Genomic DNA, 18,382 nt, shown 5'->3' on the forward strand with positions numbered 1-18,382 from the left:
GCTCATCAGGCACCGGTTCGTGTGGTACACGCGCGCGTTGATGGGCCCACGAAAGCCCTGACCATCGAGGGGGTCGAGCCAATGGGTCGCGGCCGAGCCAAGGCCAAGCAGGTAAAAGTTGCCCGCCAGCTTAAGTACAACAGCGGCGGCACAGACCTCGACCGCCTGAAGAGCGAGCTGGGAGTCAACGACTCCTCCGGCGAAGACTACGACGAGCTCGCCGAGAAATACGCCGACTACGCCGACGACTACGGCACCGAGGAGCCCAAGGACGGCCCCTCCAGTCGTTGATCGGCACAGGCATCATGCCACTGCCCGGCCATTCGAGCCGGGCAGTGGCATTCGTGCACCTGGCGTGACCGCAGACTGGGGTACGGGCGTGGCGGGCACGCCCGTGACCGGCAGCCGATAGCGGACGGTGTCCGCATGCGCCCATCCCATGGGCGCCAGCGTCCCGTACGCGCCGAGGCCGACCAGAACCACCAGCGGACCGGCCCAACGCCTCAGAAGCCCCCTCAGCCGCACGAATCGCCCGTGCCATGCCGTCCGGACGGGCCGGGACGGGAAGCTCTGGTCCTGTCTCTCAGCGGTCACACTCATGTGACCGCCGAGCGCCGCCCCGGGATTCCTGGCGGGCGGCGGCTCGGCGGTCAGCAGAAGACGGCGGTCGGCGGTCAGCCGAAGACGGCGGTTCCGGTGCCGGGGACGATCTCGCCGAGCGTCCAGGCGGGCACGCCCCGGGAGGCCAGCAGGCGGAGCGCCGCGTCGGCCTCGTCGGGCGCGACGATGGCGGCCATGCCGACGCCCAGGTTGAAGGTCTTGTCCATCTCGGCCGCCGGCACCTCGCCGTGCGCGGCGAGCACCGCGAAGAGCGGCGGGATCGTCCAGGAGGAGCGCCGCAGGACGGCGTCCGCCGTGGGCGGCAGGGAGCGGGCCAGGTTGGCGGTCAGCCCGCCGCCGGTGATGTGCGCGAACGCCCGGACCCCGCCGGCCCGGGTGAGCGCGAGGCAGTCCTGGGCATAGATCCGCGTCGGAGTGAGGAGTTCCTCACCCAGGGGACGGGAAAGGTCGCCCGGCTGCGCCTCCAGGGTCAGGCCGGTGCGGGCCAGGATGTGCCTGACCAGCGAGTAGCCGTTGGAGTGGATGCCGGACGAGGCCATCGCCAGGACCGCGTCGCCGGGCCGGACCCGGCCCGGCCCGAGCAGCTCGTCGGCCTCGACGACGCCCGTCCCGGCGCCGGCGATGTCGAACTCGTCCGGCCCGAGGAGTCCCGGGTGCTCGGCGGTCTCGCCGCCCACCAGGGCGCAGCCGGCGAGGGCGCAGCCGTCGGCGATACCGCCCACCAGGTCGGCGATCCGCTCGGGGATGACCTTGCCGCAGGCGATGTAGTCGGTCATGAACAGCGGCTCGGCGCCGCAGACGGCCAGATCGTCGACCACCATGCCGACCAGGTCGTGCCCCACGGTGTCGTAGATCCCGAGGCGGCGGGCGAGGTCGACCTTGGTGCCGACGCCGTCGGTGGAGGTGGCCAGCAGCGGGCGCCGGTAGCGCAGGAAGGCCGAGGCGTCGAAGAGCCCCGCGAAGCCGCTGGCGTCGTCGACCACCTCGGGCCGCCACGACCGCGCGACGCGGGACTTCATCAGCTCGACGGCGCGTTCGCCCGCCGCGATGTCGACCCCGGCGGCCTCGTACGAGGTGCCGCTCATGCTCTGGTCCTCTCGGTGGTGATCGGGAAGGCCTGCGCTGGAACGATCCCGCTCACGATCGGGACGGCTCCAGCAGGTGCTTGCCCCTGGCGGCGGCCTCCACCTCGATCGGGTAGACCCCGTCGAAGCAGGCCCGGCAGAGGCTGTCCTTGGCGATCTGGGAGGCGGCGATCAGCTCGTCCAGCGCGATGAAGCCGAGGGAGTCGGCGCCGATCCAGTCCCGGATGCCCGCGACGTCGAGGTTGCCGGCGATCAGCTCGGCCTTGGTGGCGAAGTCGATGCCGTAGAAGCACGGCCAGGAGACCGGCGGGCTGGAGATGCGCACGTGCACCTCGGCCGCCCCGGCCTCGCGCAGCAGCGCCACGACCTGGCGCTGCGTGTTGCCGCGCACGATCGAGTCGTCCACCACGACCAGGCGCTTGCCCTCGATCGCCTCGCGGAGCGGGTTGAGTTTGAGCCGGATGCCGAGCTGGCGGATGGTCTGGGACGGCTGGATGAAGGTCCGGCCGACGTAGGAGTTCTTGACCAGGCCCTGCCCGTACGGGATGCCCGACGCCTCGGCGTAGCCGATCGCCGCCGGGGTGCCCGACTCGGGCGTCGGGATCACCATGTCGGCCTCGACCGGGTGCTCGCGGGCCAGCCGGCGGCCGACCTCCACCCGGGTCGCCTGGACGCTGCGCCCGGCGATCGAGGTGTCGGGACGGGCCAGGTAGACGTACTCGAACAGGCAGCCCTTGGGGCGCGCCTCGGCGAACCGCTCGGACCGGACGCCGCCCGCGTCGATCGCGATCAGCTCGCCCGGCTCGATCTCGCGGACGAAGCGGGCGCCCACGATGTCGAGCCCCGGGGTCTCGGACGCGACGACCCAGCCGCGGTCCTCCAGATTGCCCAGCACCAGCGGCCGGATCCCCTCGGGGTCGCGGGCCGCGTACAGGGTGCCCTCGTCCATGAAGACCAGGGAGTAGGCGCCCTGGGCGTCGGGGAGGATCTCCCGCGCGGCCTGGAGCGGCCCGTCCTGCCACTTGATCGGGGCGGCCGGCGCCGTGCCGCCCGCCTCCGCGGCGGCGGCGCGCGCGGCGGCCTCGGCGCGGACGGCGCGGGCCCGGGTGGCGAGCAGCGCGGTCAGCACCTCGGTGTCGGTGGTCGCGGTCAGCTCGCGGGGGTCGAGCCGGTCGGCGAGCTCCAGGGTGTTGATCAGGTTTCCGTTGTGCGCCAGCGCCATCCCGCCGTCCTCGGTGGACCGGAAGGTGGGCTGGGCGTTCTCCCAGGTCGGGGACCCGGTGGTGGAATAGCGGCAATGGCCCACGGCGATATGGCCGCGCAGCGTATTGAGCACCGACTCGTCGAAGACCTGGGCCACCAGGCCCATGTCCTTGAAGACGACGATGCGGGAACCGTCACTGACCGCGATGCCCGCCGACTCCTGGCCCCGGTGCTGGAGCGCGTAGAGCCCGTAGTAGGTGAGCTTGCTCACCTCCGCCGGGTCGGCCGGGTCCGGGGGGACCCAGACGCCGAAGACACCGCAGGCGTCCTGCGGTGGGCGGTCGGAGGGGTCGAGGTCGTGGCTCAGACGTCCGTCACGGAGAGGCACGCTCGCCAGTGTAGATGCCCCCTTCACCTGCTCCGATCGGCGCATCTCCTTAACCGACCTTTACTCCCCGGAATCACAGGCCCGCGGCCGGGCACGGAAATGTGGTCGGCGACATGAGGGAGGAACGCATGACCATGCCGGGGTACCGAACGCACACGCCGTCCGCGCCGCCCGAGCGCGGCGGTCTGGCCAAGGCCTCGCTGGTCCTGGGGATCATCGGGCTCATCGGGCTGGCGCTGTGCCTGCTGGGGATCGTCCCCGCCGCCGTGGGGCTGGTGCTGGGGATCGTCTCGGTGAGGCGCGGCGAGGGCGGGCGCCGCACGGCGGGGGCGGGCATCGCCGTCTCCGCGGCGGCGCTGGTACTCGGCGCGGTCGCGCTCTTCTGGCTGCTGGACAAGGCGGCGCAGTGCGGGGACGAATCCCTGTATCCGGACGACGCAGCCCGGCAGCAGTGCGTAGAGCGCGAGTTCCCGTTCGCCAAGGAGACCGCGACCCCCTGAACGGACGACCGGAGGACCAGACCGGCGGTCAGGAGGGGGCGTTCCCAGCGGCCAGGGCGCGGACGGCCTCGACGTCCAGCGCGGACGTGTAAACGCGGAAGTCGTCCAGGAGGCCGGAGAAGGCGGGCTTGGTGGGCTCGCTGCCCAGGAGGATCGGGCCTGCGGGCGCCACCACCGCGTGTTCCAGGGGCTCGGCCACGCCGCCTCTCCTGCCATGCCCCGACCGACCGATCGCCTCCACGCTCGCAGCGCCGGGCCGCCCGCACAAGCCCCGGGCGGGCACGGGCCCCGGCGGCCGGCGTCAGCCCTGCGGCGGGCCCTGAGGGAGCGGGAGATGGCCGGACAGGTCGGCGCGCGCCCCGCTGGCCCGGACGCGTCCGTCGTCCAGCGCGTCGGTCCAGGCGAGGCGCCCGGTGGCCAGCGCGATCCAGGTCGCCGCGTCCATCTCCACCGCATTCGGCGGGGTTCCCCGGGTATGGTGCGGGCCGTCGACGCACTGAACGGCGGCGTACGGGGGGACGCGGACCTCCACCGAACGGCCCGGCGCGAGCTCGGCCAGCCGGTCGAGGAGGAACCGCACCGCCCCCTTGACGACCGGCCGGGACGGCTCGGCGCCCGCGTCGTAGGCGGCGAGCACGGTGTCGAGCGCGGCGCGGCGCAGCGCGGCGGGCTCGTCGGCGCCGGCCGACGGCGGCAGGCCGAGCGCGGTCCGCTGCTCGTCCAGGACGGCGCGGGTGAGAGGTGTGCGGGACATCGGGACCGACGCTACCCGAGTCCCGTCCGACGGCCGCCCGCCGCCGGTGGCGCCGGAACCGGCCGTCACCCGGTAGAAAGGGTCCGGTGCCGGCACGGGGATCCAAGAGGTTCGGGGGGCGCCGGGGGGAGGCCCTCCGGCGGGAGGACACGGAGGTTCGTCAGATGCCCGAGGCGCTGCCGTTGCAGCCCGGCGACCCGCGAAGACTCGGCTCCTACGAGATCGCGGGCCGGCTCGGCGTGGGTGAGCAGGGCGCGGTCTTCCTCGGCCGCGGTCCCGCCGGACGCGACGTCGCGGTGAAGCTCCTGCACGTCCGGCTCAGCGGCGAACCGGTGGCCCGGTCACGGTTCACCGGAGCGTTCGCCCCTGCGCGAAGGGTCTCCGGGTTCTGCACCGCGGCGATCCTGGAAGCCGAGGTCGAGGGCGACCGTGCCTATGTGGTGAGCGAGTGCGTCGATGGCCCCTCCCTTCAGCAACTCGTAGACGACGAGGGTCCGCGCGGCGGCGCCGTAGTGGAACGTCTGGCGGTCGGTACGGCGATCGCTCTGGCCGCCGTCCACCGGGCCGGCGCGGTGCACCATGACTTCAAGCCGGGCAACGTCCTGCTAGGGCGCGACGGGCCCCGCGTGTGCGACTTCGGTATCGCACCCGCGCTGGACGCGGTGAACGCCGGTCCTTCAGGGAACGTGACCGACGACCCCGCCTACAAGGCTCCTGAGCAGCTCAGCGGTATGGGCGTCGGCCCTGCCGCAGACGTCTTCGCGTGGGCGGCCACCATGCTGTTCGCCGCCGCCGGGAAGCCGCCCTTCGGGCAGGACTCGCCGTCCGAGGTGATGCAGCGGATCGTCTACGACGACGCCGACCTGTCGACACTCCCCGAGTCGCTGCGCGAGGTGGTCACGGACGCGCTGGCCAAGGACCCTGCCGAACGTCCGACCGCGAAGCTCGTCCTGGAGCGGCTGCTGGACGAGGACGGCGAGCTGGCGCCCCGGATACCTCCGACGATGCTGACCGAGGGCAGGGCCCTCGCCAAGAGCTCAACCCCGCAGCCCGACCCCCCTGCCGCGGCGCCCGCACCGCCTGCACCGCCCGCGCCGCCCGTTCCCCCAACGCCCGCACCCTCCGCGCAGCCCGCGCCGTCCGCGCCGTCCGCACCGCCCGCACCCTCCGCACCCTCCGCGCAGCCCGCTCCCCCAGCGGCGGCTCCGGTGCCTGCGCTTCAGGCCCCGGCCATCTCAGGCCCGATGTTGCCGGCCCCCGTCACCGCGCCCACCCCCATCCCCGCCCCGATTCCCGCTCCGCAGAGTCAGGCGAGGCCCAACCAGCCGGCGCTCGCACCGGCGGCGCTACGGAACGGTGCCGTCCCCTCTCATGATCCGGACGCGGGAGCGGCCGATCCGACGGCTGCGTTCCAGGCGATCGACCCGAACGGGCCGGCGCCGCTGTACGAGCCGCCCGCGAGTCCCGCCGACCGCACAGAGCCGACGCCGCACCTGATCCCGGGGCTGGAGCCCGGCCAGGGCGACGACGGGCGGCACTCGACGGCGATCCTGGCGATGCCGACGAAGTTCAGCCGGCCGAACAACCACGTGCTCGGCGTGGCGCTGTCCCTGATCATCGGGGTCGGGGTCGGTATCGCGATCATCAGCCTGGTGCTGTGGCCGCTCAAGGGCGGCGACGACAAGCCCCCGTCCGGCCCTGCCGTCGCCGACGACCAGCCGGTGACCTCGATCCCCGAGTCGTTCTCGGGGACCTGGAAGGGGACGGCGGTCAACGCGATCAACAACGTCAGCTTCCCGATCGAGGTGACGTTCCAGGAGGGGTCCACGACCGCGCACGCCGTCTACCCGAAGGAGAAGTGCAACGGGACGCTCAAGCTGACCCGCGGCACCGGGAAGCAGTTGGAGATGGCGCTGACCGTCCCGCGGCCGTGCACCAGCGGGAACGTCCAGGTGACCCGGCAGCCGGACGGGACGTTGCAGTACGCGTGGAGCTCGCCGCAGAACCAGCGCGGCTACGCGGGGAAGCTCAGCCGCAACTGATCCGCGACCTGCGTACATATCGGCTTTAGCGGCATATTGCAGCCAGGATCCATTAGGGTACCGGTCGGTCGAAGACCACGATCTTGGGCAGGGACCGTCCCCCGGGCGGTCCCGCCCGACCGAAGGAGACCCACGTGCGGACTGTGCACCGAAGGCTGCTGACGGTCGGCGCCGTCGCGACATGCGTGGGGGCCGCGGCGACGCTCCCCTCGCTCGCCGCCGACCCCGACGCCGCGCTCGTGAAGGTGGCGGCGGCCGAGGGCACCCCGGTGCCCGGCCAGTACATCGTCACCCTCAAGGACGGCGCCTCCTCCGACTCGGCCGCCAAGAAGGTCCGGGCCGCGGCGGTGCAGCGCTTCGACGGCGTCCTCAACGGGTTCGCCGCCCGGCTGAACGGCACCCAGCTCGACCAACTCCGCCGTGACCATCGGGTGGCGGCCATCGAACAGGACCAGATCGTCAAGGCGTCCGGCACCCAGCGCGCGCCGCTGCCCTGGGGCCTGGACCGGATCGACCAGCGCAAGCGGCCCTTGTCCAAGTCCTACTCCTACGGCGCCCGCGGTCGCGGCGTCACCGCGTACGTGATCGACACCGGCGTCGACGCCGGCCACCGCGAGTTCGGCGGCCGGGCCGCGTCCGCCTGGACCGCCCCGCAGTTCGGTGGCGACGGCCGCGACTGCAACGGCCACGGCACGCACGTCGCCGGGAGCATCGGCTCCAAGACCTACGGCGTCGCCAAGGAGGCCAAGCTCCGCTCGGTCCGGGTGCTCGGCTGTGACGGCAGCGGCCCGATGTCCAACCTCGTCGCCGCGGCCCAGTGGCTCCGCACGCACGCCGCCAAGCCGGCCGTGGCCAACATGTCCGTCGGCGGCCCCAAGTCGGCCGCGCTCAACACCGCGGTCACCAACCTGTCCAAGTCGGGGGTGTTCGTCTCGGTCGCCGCCGGCAACGAGGGCCAGAACGCCTGCAAGACCTCGCCCGCCAGCGCGGGCTGGGTCATGGCGGTCGGCGCGACCACGTCCTACGACAACCGGGCCGACTGGTCCAACTACGGCTCCTGCGTCGACATCCACGCGCCGGGCTACGGCATCTGGTCCACCTGGCCGGGCAACGGCAAGCGCGCCCTCAGCGGCACCTCCATGGCCACCCCGTACGTGAGCGGTGTGGCGGCGCTCTACCTCACCACCCACCGCGGCGCGGGCTTCTCGCAGGTGCAGAAGTGGATGACCGACAGCTCCACCCGCGGGCAGGTCAAGCGTCTCCCCAAGGGAACGACGAACAAGCTCCTCTTCAAGGGAGGACTGTGAGGCCGGTCACGTAGTCTGGCCCGGCTCCCCCGCTGCGGGGGGCCGGGCTTCCTGTACTCCGAACCGCCTCCACGCCACAGGGTTTAACCTTGGCGGCGATACAGATGGTTCATTACCGTTCATTGGCATTCGGTCGGTGACTCGCCCCGAGACCCGGGGCAGGCTGGCCGGACCGGCCGAATCCCGCGGCGCACCGCCCGGGAACCGGGGACCCACTAGCCGGGGCGCTCGCACCGTCCCGGCCGGGGTGAATTCACCGCACGCCGGTGATAGGGCAGACTCCGGCCCGAATCCGTCAGCTAACCCGGTAGGCCATCGAGGAGAGGAGAGGACGTGGAGACCCCCACCTCCACCCTTCGGCGCGCCACCGCGGCCCTCGTGGCCGCCGCGGCCGTCCTGCCGCTGTGCGCGGGCGGGACCATGGCCCGGGCCGACCCGGGCGACAGCGGGCGCTTCGCGAAGCTGAACGGCCAGATCGAGAAGCTCGACAAGGCCTACGGCGGCGACCTGGCCAAGCTCAAGGACGCCGAGCACGACGCCAAGCAGGCGGTGGCCCGGTCCAAGGACCTCAAGACCGACCTGGCCTCGGCCCGCGACCTGGTCGCCGAGCTCGCCGCCACCCAGTACATGACCGGCGGCGCCGACCCCACCGCCGCGGTGCTGGGCTCGGACGACCCCGCCGCGTTCCTCGGCAACCTCAGCCTCGCCAGCCACCTCGCGCAGAAGAAGTCGGCGAAGGTCCAGCAGATCAAGAAGCTGGTCACCGACCAGGACAAGGCCCGCCGGGAGGCGGAGCAGAAGATCGGCGACCTCGAGAAGCACATCCGGGACCTCACCCGGCAGAAGAACCGGATCAGGACGCTGGTCAAGAAGTACAAGCCCGAGTCGCCGAGCGTCGGCATGGGCGGCGTGACCCCCCGCATGCGCAAGGTCAAGGACACCCTCGACCAGGAGCAGGGCCCGTTCCCGACGATCGGCTGCGTCCGCTCGACCGGCGACCCGCAGGACCACGGCACCGGCCACGCCTGCGACTTCATGGTCACCACCGGCGGCCAGATGGCCGCCGGCAGCGCCCAGGCCCTGGGCGACCGCACCGCCGCCTACGCCATCGCCCACGCCAGCGCGCTCGGCATCAAGTACATCATCTGGCGCCAGCGCATCTACGACATGCGCAGCCCCGGCTGGGACCCCATGTCCAACCGCGGCGGTACCACCGCCAACCACTACGACCATGTCCACATCTCGGTCTTCTAGACGTATCGCCTTCTGACCAGGGCCGCAGCTCACGAGATCTCCCGAGAGGGCACATCCAGGGCACTCGTGCCCGGACTCGAATTCCCACGGGTGAGGCATCGGCCTTCCGGACAAATGAATGGCCGCGCGGCCAAATCATCTTTACCGTTGCCGGATGGCGGTGAACGGGATGTGGCCGGGCGACCGGCGGGTGAGGATCGTTGTTCAGCGAGTGCGGCTGGGGGGCCGGGAGTACCGCGTTATCAGCCCCGCCCGCCCTTTGAAGAATGCGTCATTGCGCCAGATGGACAGATACTTCAGCTTCACCGTGGACCGTCCGGAAGGGCGCCTGATGGGCGCGCTCTGGCTGTTGGCGGCACGGTCGCGGCGTTCGGTCGTCTACCTCCCGACTCGGACGGCCCCGTGCCCGCCGGGCCTGGAAGACGACGGTGTAGCAGTGGACCTTGTAATGAGCCACCACTCGCTTCAGCTGCGCCCGGCTCAGTGGAAGCGGATCCGGCAGCGGATCAGCCGGGGGAACCCCCCTCGCGACCTTCGTACGGCACGGTTGCCCGCCAGCGACGTCCTCGTCGAGGAGGACATCGATTTCGACGCCCTGGACCACGCGGAGAACAGGGACCTGCTTCGGCAGCACGTGTACGGGGAGACGCTGTTTATGACGGGCAGCACCTCTGCATTCAGGAGGCAGGCACGGCACTTCTTCGACGCGGCGAAGACCGGTCCCAAAGTGGCTGCCCGCGGCTACCCGTACTTTCCTGGCGGGTGCAACTACCACTACTGCACGGTCTTCGACGATGACCTGCCAGAGGCGGACCAGCAGTTGGTGCATGTGGAGTACCTGCCGAGCTGGACGCGGTGACAACGACGCCCCCCAAGGCGTCGCCCCGTTGCGTCCGTGACTACGAACGCCCGCCCACCAAGCAATATGGTCCATGATCATCGTAATGGGACGACGACTGCGCACACCGCCGCACGTGATCAGCTGTCGCCACCAGGTCATCGCGGGGACGGCAGTCAGCGACCTTGACCGTGATCGAACTGATTTCGTCGGCGTGCCCGTTGCGCGCCAGCCAGAGCAAACGATCATGGTCGTGGACGGTCGTCAACGGGAGGGGCGCACATAGGGGCAGGTCAGCGGTTGTGCAGGTGACCGGCGGGCGGTGGATGAGACTTTCCCAAGCTGACAGCGCGGATCAATCACGGAACGGGCGGCCCCCTGACTGAAGGGGGCAGCCTGTTCACAGGTCAGCGGCTCCTACTCGTCGTCCTGTTCACTCAACATGGTGGGTCACGGCCCCAGACGCCGAGGGCACATCCAGGGCACATGGACCTGAGATCACCTAAGAGTTGGCGCGAGTCGGTGAGGGCAGAACACCAGGTCAGAGTCGGTTTCTGGCCACGCTCCGTAGGTCACGAGCACCCCGTGATCAGAACTCGGTCTTCTAGCGAGCGCTGGACCGGCTACGAGACGGCTTTCAGCGGTAGGTCGCCGCCTCGCCAGGTGGCTGCCAGCTCCTGCACCGGCACGTTGAGCGCCTCGCCGAGGCGGACGATCGTGCCGAACCCGGGGGAGGGCAGGCGGCCGGTCTCGATCTTGCGCAGGGTCTCCGGCGACATGCCGGCCGCGTGCGCGACCTCCGCGAGGTCGCGTTCTGCCCGCGCGTGGCGCAGCAGGGCGCCGAGGCGCCTGCCGGCTTCGATCTGTTCGGGCGTGAGCGGTTGGCGGACCATGTCCCCAGGGTAGGACTGGTATTTCTATACCGTCAAGCACTAGAGTGCCGGTATAGAAATACCGGCACTCCCTGTACGTGAGGTACTCGTGATCGAACTGAAGACGCCCGCGGAGATCCAGCGGATGCACGTGGCCGGGCGTTTCGTCGCCGACGCGCTCTCCGAGGTCCGCCGGCTCGCCGCAGTGGGCGTCAACCTCCTGGACCTGGAACACCACGTGCGCGCCATGATCGAACGACGCGGTGCGAAGTCGTGCTACTGGGACTACGCGCCGTCCTTCGGCCGCGGTCCGTTCCGCAACGTCATCTGCCTGTCGGTCAACGACGCCGTCCTGCACGGCCTGCCCCACGACTACGCGCTGCGTGACGGGGACGTCCTCAGCGCGGACCTCGCGGTCGGCATCGACGGCTGGGTGGCGGACTCGGCGTGCACGGTCGTCGTCGGGACCGCCGCCGAGGAGGACCTGCGGATCATCCGCGCCACCGAGGAAGCGCTGGAGGCGGCGATCGAGACGGCGCGTCCGGGCAACCGCCTGGGCGACATCTCGGCGGCGATCTGGGCGGTGGCCCGCGACTACGGCTATCCGGTCAACAACGAGTTCGGCGGCCACGGCCTCGGCCGCACCATGCACGAGGAGCCCCACGTCTCGAACAAGGGCCGGGCGGGGCGCGGCCTCACGCTCCGTCCGGGTCTGACCCTCGCGCTCGAACCCTGGTTCGCCCGCACGACCGACCGGATCGTCTACGACGCCGACGGCTGGACCATCCGGTCGGCCGACGGCTCGCGCACGGCCCACTCCGAGCACACGGTGGCCATCACCGAGGACGGCCCCCTCGTGCTCACCCGGCGTGAACCTGACCGCCCTGCGACGAGGGAGGACCCGCCAGTTCGTCTGTCCGGAAAGGACGCCTGATGCTCCAGCGGTGGGCTCGCCCGAACGAGCGCCCCGTCCGGCCGGCTCAGCTCACCGGGTCGCGCCGCCGCCGTGCCGTGGTCGGAACCGGGGCGATCGCGCGTCGGCGGACGATCAGCACGATGACGAGGACGACCTGGAGCACGATCGGCAGGATCATCCCGATCGAGGGGGCGGGATCGGAGCCGACAAGGTTGGAGATCAGGCCGGTGTCCCAGAGACCGTGCACGAGCATCGGCAGCAGGATCGTGCCGCCGACGCGGAGGCACAGGTAGAAGAAGTAGCCGGAGGTGGACACGATCACTGCCTGGAGAACGGCCTGGGTGCCCTGGCCGATGGCGTTGCTGACGTGCGCCGCGCCGAAGACCAGCGAAGAGTAGAGGGCGACCCTGCCCTCACTGAGCCCGGCCCGGCGGAAGACGTTGACGCCGATCCCCCGGAACATCAGTTCCTCGCCGACGCCGACGAACACGCCGAGCGCCAGCAGGCACAGCACCAGGGTCACGCGCTGGTCGGCCAGGTTCCCGTAGTCGAGGCCGGCGACCGAGACGACCAGCATCGAGACCGGCACGAACCACACCCAGCGCCGGACCGGCACCCGGCAGCGCACGACGTCCGGCCACCAGCCGAGCCAGGTCGTCAGGGCCGCGGCGAACACGATCGAGGCGCCGATCGGGACCAGCGCGTTACGGATCATCGACTCGGTGGTCGGGAACTCGCTCTTGGAGTCGTGGGTATCCACCCCGATGAGCAGGCCGAGCCCCTGGATGACGGCCAGATAGACCAGGACCACCACGATGAACCACGGCCAGGTGAGCCGCCGCCCTCTCTGCCCGTCCTGCTCCCCGCTCGTCGCCATCATCGCCACGTCACATCCTGTTGCTCAGCGATGGCCGGCCCATGGGGGTGCGCGAGGGTGCATCGCGGCAGGGGTCCCTACCAGGGGATTCATCCCAAATACTAGTCGGCCATCGACTCCGGTGGGAGGAACGGGACCGAGCCGCCACGTGCGTTGGGGATGGCCACCAGGTGTTCGAGCGACAGGTCCTGGGGCGGGGACTCCAGGGCGATCACCAGGGCGCCGCCCGCCTTGTCGACGGCTTCGAGCCACTGGAGCATCACCTTCGCGTCCCGCTGGCCGTTGGCGCCCTGGACCATGAAACCGGCCTCTCCGGGGCCGTCGACGACGCTGAACGCGAGGCGGGCGGCGAGGTTCCAGCCCGCGCAGTTCGACACGACGCCGTCCCGCACGGTCAGCGGCGGGAGCGCGTCCATGTGCGGCGGCGCGACGACCACCAGGTGCGGGATCGGCTCGGCGGCGTAGGTGACGTTCTCTCGGGTGACGAGCATGCGCGGGAGTATCGCACGCTTCGCCGGATCAGGTGGAGTGCCGCCGGGCGGCCCCTGGAAGCGCCTCCAGCGCCCGTCCAGACGGCCCAGGACGACCGTGGCGGCCCCGGTCTCGGGGACGGCAGGGCGGGCAAGTGACGGCCCGTGACGCGGACGGGCGCCCGGCCACGTGGGTGGACGGGCGCCCGTGGGGCGTGCCGGATCAGCCGGCGTAGCTCGGCAGGGTGCGCTCGTGCGACTCGCGGAGCTCGGCCAGCGGGATCGAGAACATCTCCTGCTGGTCGCCCTCCGGGCCGCGGCCCGAGACCGTCAGCGAGTCGCCGCCGGCGTTGCCGATCTGCGTGACCGGAACGCCCTTGGCCTCGCAGAGCGCCGCCAGCTTGGACTCGGCGCCGGGACGCACCGCGACCACGGCGCGGGCCACCGACTCGCTGAACAGCGACACGAACGGGTCGCCGGGCAGCATGATGCGGGCGCCCATGCTGCCGCGCAGGCACGACTCGACCAGGACCTGCGACAGGCCGCCGTCCGACAGGTCGTGCGCGGCGGTGAGCAGGCCCTCGCGACCGGCCTGGACCAGCACCGACGCCAGCGCCGCCTCGGCGGCCAGGTCGACCAGCGGGGGCAGGCCGCCCAGGTGGCCGTAGACCACGTGCGCCCATTCGGAGCCGCCGAACTCCTCGCGGGTCTCGCCGAGCAGCGCCAGGGTGGCGCCGTCGGAGGTGAACGACATGTTGACGTGCCTGCGCACGTCGTCGTGCACCCCGAGGACCCCGATGACCGGCGTCGGGTTGATCGGCGTGCTGCCGGTCTGGTTGTAGAACGATACGTTCCCGCCGGTGACGGGGACGCCGAGGTAGCGGCAGGCGTCGGCGAGGCCCTCGACCGCGCGGGCGAACTGCCACATGACGCCCGGGTCCTCCGGCGAGCCGAAGTTGAGGCAGTTGGTGACCGCGAGGGGACGCGCGCCGGTGGCGGCGACGTTGCGGTACGCCTCCGACAGCGCGAGCTGGGCGCCGGCGTACGGGTCGAGGCGGGTGTAGCGGCCGTTGCCGTCGAGGGACAGCGCGATGCCGAGGCCCGACTCGTCGTCGATCCGCACCACGCCCGCGTTCTCGGGCATGGCCATCACCGTGTCGCCCAGGACGTACCGGTCGTACTGCGAGGTCACCCACGTCTTACTGGCGAGGTTGGGCGAACCGGCCAGCCACAGCACGGTGCGGCGCAGCTCGTCGCCGTTGGACGGGCGGGTCAGCCGTCCCGGGGTGTCGGACTGGAGCGCGCCGAGGTCGGCGGGCACCGCGATCGGACGCTCGTAGACCGGGCCCTCGTCGACGGCGGTGCCCGGCGGGATGTCGACGATCGTCTCGCCGCGCCAGGTCATCACCAGGCGGCCGGTGCCGGTGACCGCGCCGATCACCGTCGCCGGGATCTCCCAGCGGTCGCAGATCTCCATGAACCGGTCGACCTTGCCGGGCTCGACCACGGCCATCATCCGCTCCTGCGACTCGCTCATGAGGATCTCCTCAGGGCGCAGGGTCGCGTCGCGCAGCGGGACGGAGTCGAGCTCGACGTGCATGCCGCCGGTGCCGGCCGCGGCCAGCTCCGTCGTGGCGCACGACACACCGGCGGCGCCGAGGTCCTGGATGCCGACGACGAGGTCCTCGGCGAACAGCTCCAGGCAGCACTCGATGAGCAGCTTCTCCATGAACGGGTCGCCGACCTGGACGGCGGGCCGCTTCTGCTGCGACTCGTCGTCGAAGGTGGCCGAGGCGAGCACCGAGGCGCCGCCGATCCCGTCGGGGCCGGTGCCGGCGCCGAAGAGGATCACCCGGTTGCCGGGTCCGGGGGCGATCGCCCGCTGGATGTCGCCGTGCTTCATCACGCCCACGCACAGCGCGTTGACCAGCGGGTTCTGTGCGTAGCAGGCGTCGAAGACGGTCTCGCCGCCGATGTTGGGCAGGCCGAGCGAGTTGCCGTAGCCGCCGACTCCGGCGACCACGCCGGGCAGCACCCGCTGGGTGTCGGGGGCATCGGCCGGGCCGAAGCGGAGGGAGTCCATGACCGCGATCGGGCGGGCGCCCATCGACATGATGTCGCGGACGATGCCGCCCACGCCGGTGGCCGCGCCCTGGTAGGGCTCCACGTAGGACGGGTGGTTGTGCGACTCGACCTTGAAGGTCACCGCCCAGCCCTGGCCGATGTCGACGACACCGGCGTTCTCCCCCATCCCGACCAGCAGCGCGTCGGTCTGCGGGGCCTTGTCGCCGAACTGGCGCAGGTGCACCTTGGAGCTCTTGTACGAGCAGTGCTCGCTCCACATCACCGAGTAGATCGCCAGCTCGGCGGCGGTGGGGCGGCGTCCCAGGATGTCGCGGACCCGCTGGTACTCCTCGTCCTTCATGCCCAGCTCGGCGAACGGCTGGGGCCGGTCGGGCGAGGCCGCGGCGACCGCGACCGTGTCGGTGGCCGGGTCGGCGGCGGGCGACGGGACGCCCACCGCGGTGATCACGGGCTGCGGGCCCGTCGGCGGCCGTTCGCCGGACGCCACGGGCCTGTCCGGCCGGCCGGACTCGCCGGACTCGCCCGCCGGGCCTGAGGCGGCGGCGAGCGCGGCGAGGCCCGCGACGGGGTCGGACGAGCCCTCGGCCGGACGCTCGGGCCGCGCGGGCGGCTCCTGCTGGTCGCGGAGCTCGGGCAGGGCGAACGGGCCGCTGCTCTCGCCGGGCCCCTCGGGGCTCCGGGGGGACTGGGAGGACCGGGGGTTCTCGAAACTCCCCGATCCCTGGGATCCCTGGGGCTCGCGGCGGGCGGCGGCGGCAGCGGCAGCGACATCCGGGTTGGTGAGGCCGGGGTCAGGGAAGCCGGGGTCAGGGAAGCCGGGGTCAGGGAAGCCGGGGTCGGACGGGTCCGAGGCCGACGCCTGCGCGATGCCGGTGCCCTCGGCGGCCAGCGCCTTGACGAAATCGCGCGCGGGGTCGCCCGCGTTGGCCGGCGCCTCGGCCGGATCGGTCGCCTGGACCTCGTTCAGCGGCGGGATGGGACCGGTCAGCGGCCCCGAGGTCTCCTCGGGCACCGGATGGCCGATACCGGACGACGACCGCCCGGCCGCCGGGACGGCCCGCTCGCCGGACGTCCTCGGGATCGGCCCGGTGGCCCGGCGCCGGCCGCCGCGCCGCGAGCCGCTCTGAGCGGGGCCGGGGTCGGCGGGGGCGGGTGCGGGTGCGGGTGCGGCGGCGGGCGGGGTCTGTCCGCCGGACGGTCCGGACGGGTCGTCCGACGGGCCGAAGATCAGGCCGGACTCCTCGCCGGCGGCGGGGTCGTCCTCGTCGACGATGGCCTCGAACGCCTGCGTCACGGCCGGGTCGACCGGCTGGAGCTCGGGGTCGTCGGCGTCGGACTTGAGCCCGGCGAGCCATTCCATCGACGTCTCGTCGGAGCGGTCCCTGCGGCGGGGACCGTCCGGGGGGCCGGGGGTGTTGGGCGGCTGCTCGCTCATGCGTTGACCAGTCTCTTGACGATCGAGGTGAAGAAGCCGAGCCCGTCGGTGGACGGCCCGGTCAGCGACTCCACGGCGTGCTCGGGGTGGGGCATCAGCCCGACCACGTTGCCGGCCTCGTTGCAGATCCCGGCGATGTCGTCGAGGGAGCCGTTGGGGTTCAGGTCGAGGTAGCGGGCCACGATCCGGCCGCTGGACGACAGCTCGTCGAGGGTCTCCTGATCGGCGACGTACCGCCCGTCCGCGTTCTTGATCGGGACGAGCAGCTCCTGGCCCTGGCTGTAGTCGGCGGTCCAGGCGGTCTCCGCGTGCTCGACGCGGAGCCGCTGGTCGCGGCAGACGAAGTGCAGGCCGGCGTTCGGCAGCAGCGCGCCGGGCAGCAGGTGCGACTCGCACAGCACCTGGAACCCGTTGCAGATGCCGAGCACCGGCAGCCCCTTCTTGGCGGCGGCCACCAACTCGGCCATCAGCGGCGCGAACCGTGCGATCGCCCCGGCCCGCAGGTAGTCCCCGTATGAGAAACCACCTGGCAGCACCACGGCGTCGACTCCCTGGAGGTCGTGGTCACCGTGCCACAGTGTGACCGGCTCGGCGCCGGCGAGCCGTACGGCTCGTGCGGCGTCACGATCGTCCAGGGAGCCGGGGAAGGTGATGACCCCAACCCGGGCAGCGTCCATCTGTTCTGTTCCTCCGAAATGAGGTGCGGCCGGGGCGGGCGGGTACTCTCTCCGCCGATCACCGCTTGCGCGCAACGATCCCCCCGCGCGCGTCCAATCTACCCGGCGCTGGGCATGAGCCGGCGGTCGAGGCGGCGAACCAGGGCCTCGTCGCTCCAGGTCAGTCGCTTCTGTAGGTGGACGACGGTGCCCCGTTCGGGCGAGGAGTCGATGCTCAGGTCGTCCACCAGCGCCCGCATGATCCTAATCCCGCGGCCGGATTCGCTCAACATCCCGCGGTCCTCCTCGGCCCCGCGCAGCCCCCGGCCCCAGTCCATGATCTTGAGGGTGCAGGCACCCTGGTCGATGTGCCCGACCACCTCGTAGTCGCCCGTGGCACGGGCGTGCTGGACCACGTTGGTGCACGCCTCGGACGCGGCGAGGAGCAGGTCGGCGACGCAGTCGTCGGCCACGCCGAGCGCGCGCAGGGCGTCGCCGATCACCCGCCGGACCACCGGGATACTCGGCGCTTCGCGTGGCAATGCGAGCGAGAACCTCATATCCACCGGTCACCCCTGTGGTCGCCTAGCCCCCTGCCGGGCCACCGCCCCGAAGGGACGCTCCGCGGCTCGACGCACCTAGGCTTCCCCGGCGAAAACTCGGATAATCGTTACGCCAGGGGCCTATTCCGTGCACCGCGAACGCCCCGGCCCACTGGCCGATCCGAAGTGGACGGCGACCGGGACCGACAACGCCCGGACGAACCGCGCCCAGGCTCAGAGGACGCGCACCTCGAAGTTCTCGATGACCGGGTTGGCCAGCAGGGTCTCGGCGATCTTGCGGGCCCGGTCGAGCGCCGCGTCGTCCGCGGGCCCGTCGAGCTCCAGTTCGAACCGCTTGCCCTGCCGGACCGCCGCGACGCCCTCGTACCCGAGCTGCGGCAGTTTCCGGGAGATCGCCTGCCCCTGCGGGTCGAGGATCTCCGGCTTGAGCATGACGTCGACGACGACACGCGCCACGACAGCCCCCTCATTGATCTGCGCTTTTGCTGACGAACCTGAAGCGTACGGCACCATTGC

At 71.8% G+C, this 18,382-nt stretch carries 18 protein-coding genes and 1 riboswitch; of the genes, 7 read left to right on the top strand and 11 right to left on the bottom strand.

Features of this window, described 5'->3' with window-relative positions; translation table 11 throughout:
* Window positions 1-81: 81 nt before the first annotated feature.
* Window positions 82-291, top strand: coding sequence for a DUF3073 domain-containing protein (locus OHA34_RS21940; protein ID WP_285940100.1), 210 nt, complete (start codon window positions 82-84; stop codon window positions 289-291).
* A 383-nt stretch (window positions 292-674) separates the two neighbouring features.
* Here the strand turns inward: OHA34_RS21940 and purM are convergent, their stop codons facing one another.
* Window positions 675-1,706, bottom strand: a complete 1,032-nt coding sequence (purM, locus tag OHA34_RS21945) for a phosphoribosylformylglycinamidine cyclo-ligase (RefSeq protein WP_285939848.1) — start codon at window positions 1,704-1,706, stop codon at window positions 675-677.
* Window positions 1,707-1,758: 52 nt separating this feature from the next.
* A complete protein-coding gene (purF, locus tag OHA34_RS21950) occupies window positions 1,759-3,297 on the bottom strand; it encodes an amidophosphoribosyltransferase (RefSeq protein ID WP_329518759.1) in 1,539 nt (512 codons plus the stop codon).
* A gap of 128 nt (window positions 3,298-3,425) precedes the next feature.
* Between purF and OHA34_RS21955 the strand changes: the two genes are divergently transcribed.
* On the top strand, window positions 3,426-3,797 hold the full coding sequence (locus tag OHA34_RS21955) for a DUF4190 domain-containing protein (RefSeq protein ID WP_329518760.1): 372 nt from the start codon (window positions 3,426-3,428) through the stop codon (window positions 3,795-3,797).
* 28 nt (window positions 3,798-3,825) lie between these two features.
* On the opposite strand, the gene OHA34_RS21960 is transcribed toward OHA34_RS21955, so the two are convergent.
* Complete coding sequence (locus OHA34_RS21960; protein WP_285939845.1) at window positions 3,826-3,996, bottom strand: hypothetical protein; 171 nt, start codon at window positions 3,994-3,996, stop codon at window positions 3,826-3,828.
* Between the two features lie 102 nt (window positions 3,997-4,098).
* Window positions 4,099-4,551: a sterol carrier family protein gene (locus OHA34_RS21965; RefSeq protein ID WP_329518761.1), complete on the bottom strand. Its 453-nt coding sequence runs from the start codon at window positions 4,549-4,551 to the stop codon at window positions 4,099-4,101.
* Between the two features lie 164 nt (window positions 4,552-4,715).
* Between OHA34_RS21965 and OHA34_RS21970 the strand changes: the two genes are divergently transcribed.
* The 4 genes from OHA34_RS21970 (at window position 4,716) to OHA34_RS21985 (ending at window position 10,013) form a co-directional block, all read left to right on the top strand.
* Window positions 4,716-6,593 (top strand): serine/threonine protein kinase, encoded by a 1,878-nt coding sequence (locus OHA34_RS21970; protein WP_329518762.1) that lies wholly within the window; start codon window positions 4,716-4,718, stop codon window positions 6,591-6,593.
* A 134-nt stretch (window positions 6,594-6,727) separates the two neighbouring features.
* Window positions 6,728-7,900, top strand: coding sequence for a S8 family peptidase (locus OHA34_RS21975; protein WP_329518763.1), 1,173 nt, complete (start codon window positions 6,728-6,730; stop codon window positions 7,898-7,900).
* Between the two features lie 164 nt (window positions 7,901-8,064).
* Window positions 8,065-8,230: riboswitch (cyclic di-AMP (ydaO/yuaA leader) on the top strand.
* A gap of 3 nt (window positions 8,231-8,233) precedes the next feature.
* A complete protein-coding gene (locus OHA34_RS21980; protein WP_285939841.1) occupies window positions 8,234-9,154 on the top strand; it encodes a coiled-coil domain-containing protein in 921 nt (306 codons plus the stop codon).
* A gap of 154 nt (window positions 9,155-9,308) precedes the next feature.
* Window positions 9,309-10,013 carry a hypothetical protein gene (locus OHA34_RS21985; RefSeq protein ID WP_329518764.1) on the top strand — a complete coding sequence of 235 codons (705 nt, stop codon included), beginning with the start codon at window positions 9,309-9,311 and terminating at the stop codon, window positions 10,011-10,013.
* A 602-nt stretch (window positions 10,014-10,615) separates the two neighbouring features.
* On the opposite strand, the gene OHA34_RS21990 is transcribed toward OHA34_RS21985, so the two are convergent.
* The gene (locus OHA34_RS21990) at window positions 10,616-10,885 is read right to left on the bottom strand and encodes a helix-turn-helix domain-containing protein (protein ID WP_285939839.1); all 270 of its coding nucleotides are present in this window, start codon (window positions 10,883-10,885) and stop codon (window positions 10,616-10,618) included.
* An 88-nt stretch (window positions 10,886-10,973) separates the two neighbouring features.
* Here OHA34_RS21990 and map point away from each other — a divergent pair, with 88 nt between their 5' ends.
* Window positions 10,974-11,798 (top strand): type I methionyl aminopeptidase, encoded by an 825-nt coding sequence (gene map, locus OHA34_RS21995; protein ID WP_329518765.1) that lies wholly within the window; start codon window positions 10,974-10,976, stop codon window positions 11,796-11,798.
* Window positions 11,799-11,844: 46 nt separating this feature from the next.
* Here map and OHA34_RS22000 read toward each other — a convergent pair whose 3' ends face one another.
* The 6 genes from OHA34_RS22000 to purS form a co-directional block, all read right to left on the bottom strand.
* Window positions 11,845-12,660 carry a CPBP family intramembrane glutamic endopeptidase gene (locus OHA34_RS22000; protein WP_285940099.1) on the bottom strand — a complete coding sequence of 272 codons (816 nt, stop codon included), beginning with the start codon at window positions 12,658-12,660 and terminating at the stop codon, window positions 11,845-11,847.
* Between the two features lie 98 nt (window positions 12,661-12,758).
* On the bottom strand, window positions 12,759-13,148 hold the full coding sequence (locus OHA34_RS22005; protein WP_329518766.1) for a hypothetical protein: 390 nt from the start codon (window positions 13,146-13,148) through the stop codon (window positions 12,759-12,761).
* Between the two features lie 202 nt (window positions 13,149-13,350).
* A complete protein-coding gene (purL, locus tag OHA34_RS22010) occupies window positions 13,351-15,552 on the bottom strand; it encodes a phosphoribosylformylglycinamidine synthase subunit PurL (RefSeq protein ID WP_285940098.1) in 2,202 nt (733 codons plus the stop codon).
* 1,091 nt (window positions 15,553-16,643) lie between these two features.
* Entirely contained in the window at window positions 16,644-17,324 is a 681-nt protein-coding gene (gene purQ / locus OHA34_RS22015) for a phosphoribosylformylglycinamidine synthase subunit PurQ (RefSeq protein ID WP_285939836.1), read from the bottom strand.
* A gap of 98 nt (window positions 17,325-17,422) precedes the next feature.
* Window positions 17,423-17,863, bottom strand: a complete 441-nt coding sequence (locus OHA34_RS22020) for an ATP-binding protein (protein WP_285939835.1) — start codon at window positions 17,861-17,863, stop codon at window positions 17,423-17,425.
* Window positions 17,864-18,079: 216 nt separating this feature from the next.
* Window positions 18,080-18,322 (bottom strand): phosphoribosylformylglycinamidine synthase subunit PurS, encoded by a 243-nt coding sequence (gene purS, locus OHA34_RS22025; RefSeq protein WP_285939834.1) that lies wholly within the window; start codon window positions 18,320-18,322, stop codon window positions 18,080-18,082.
* Window positions 18,323-18,382: the final 60 nt, after the last annotated feature.

This window comes from Spirillospora sp. NBC_01491, from assembly GCF_036227065.1.
Lineage (GTDB): Bacteria > Actinomycetota > Actinomycetes > Streptosporangiales > Streptosporangiaceae > Spirillospora > Spirillospora xylanilytica.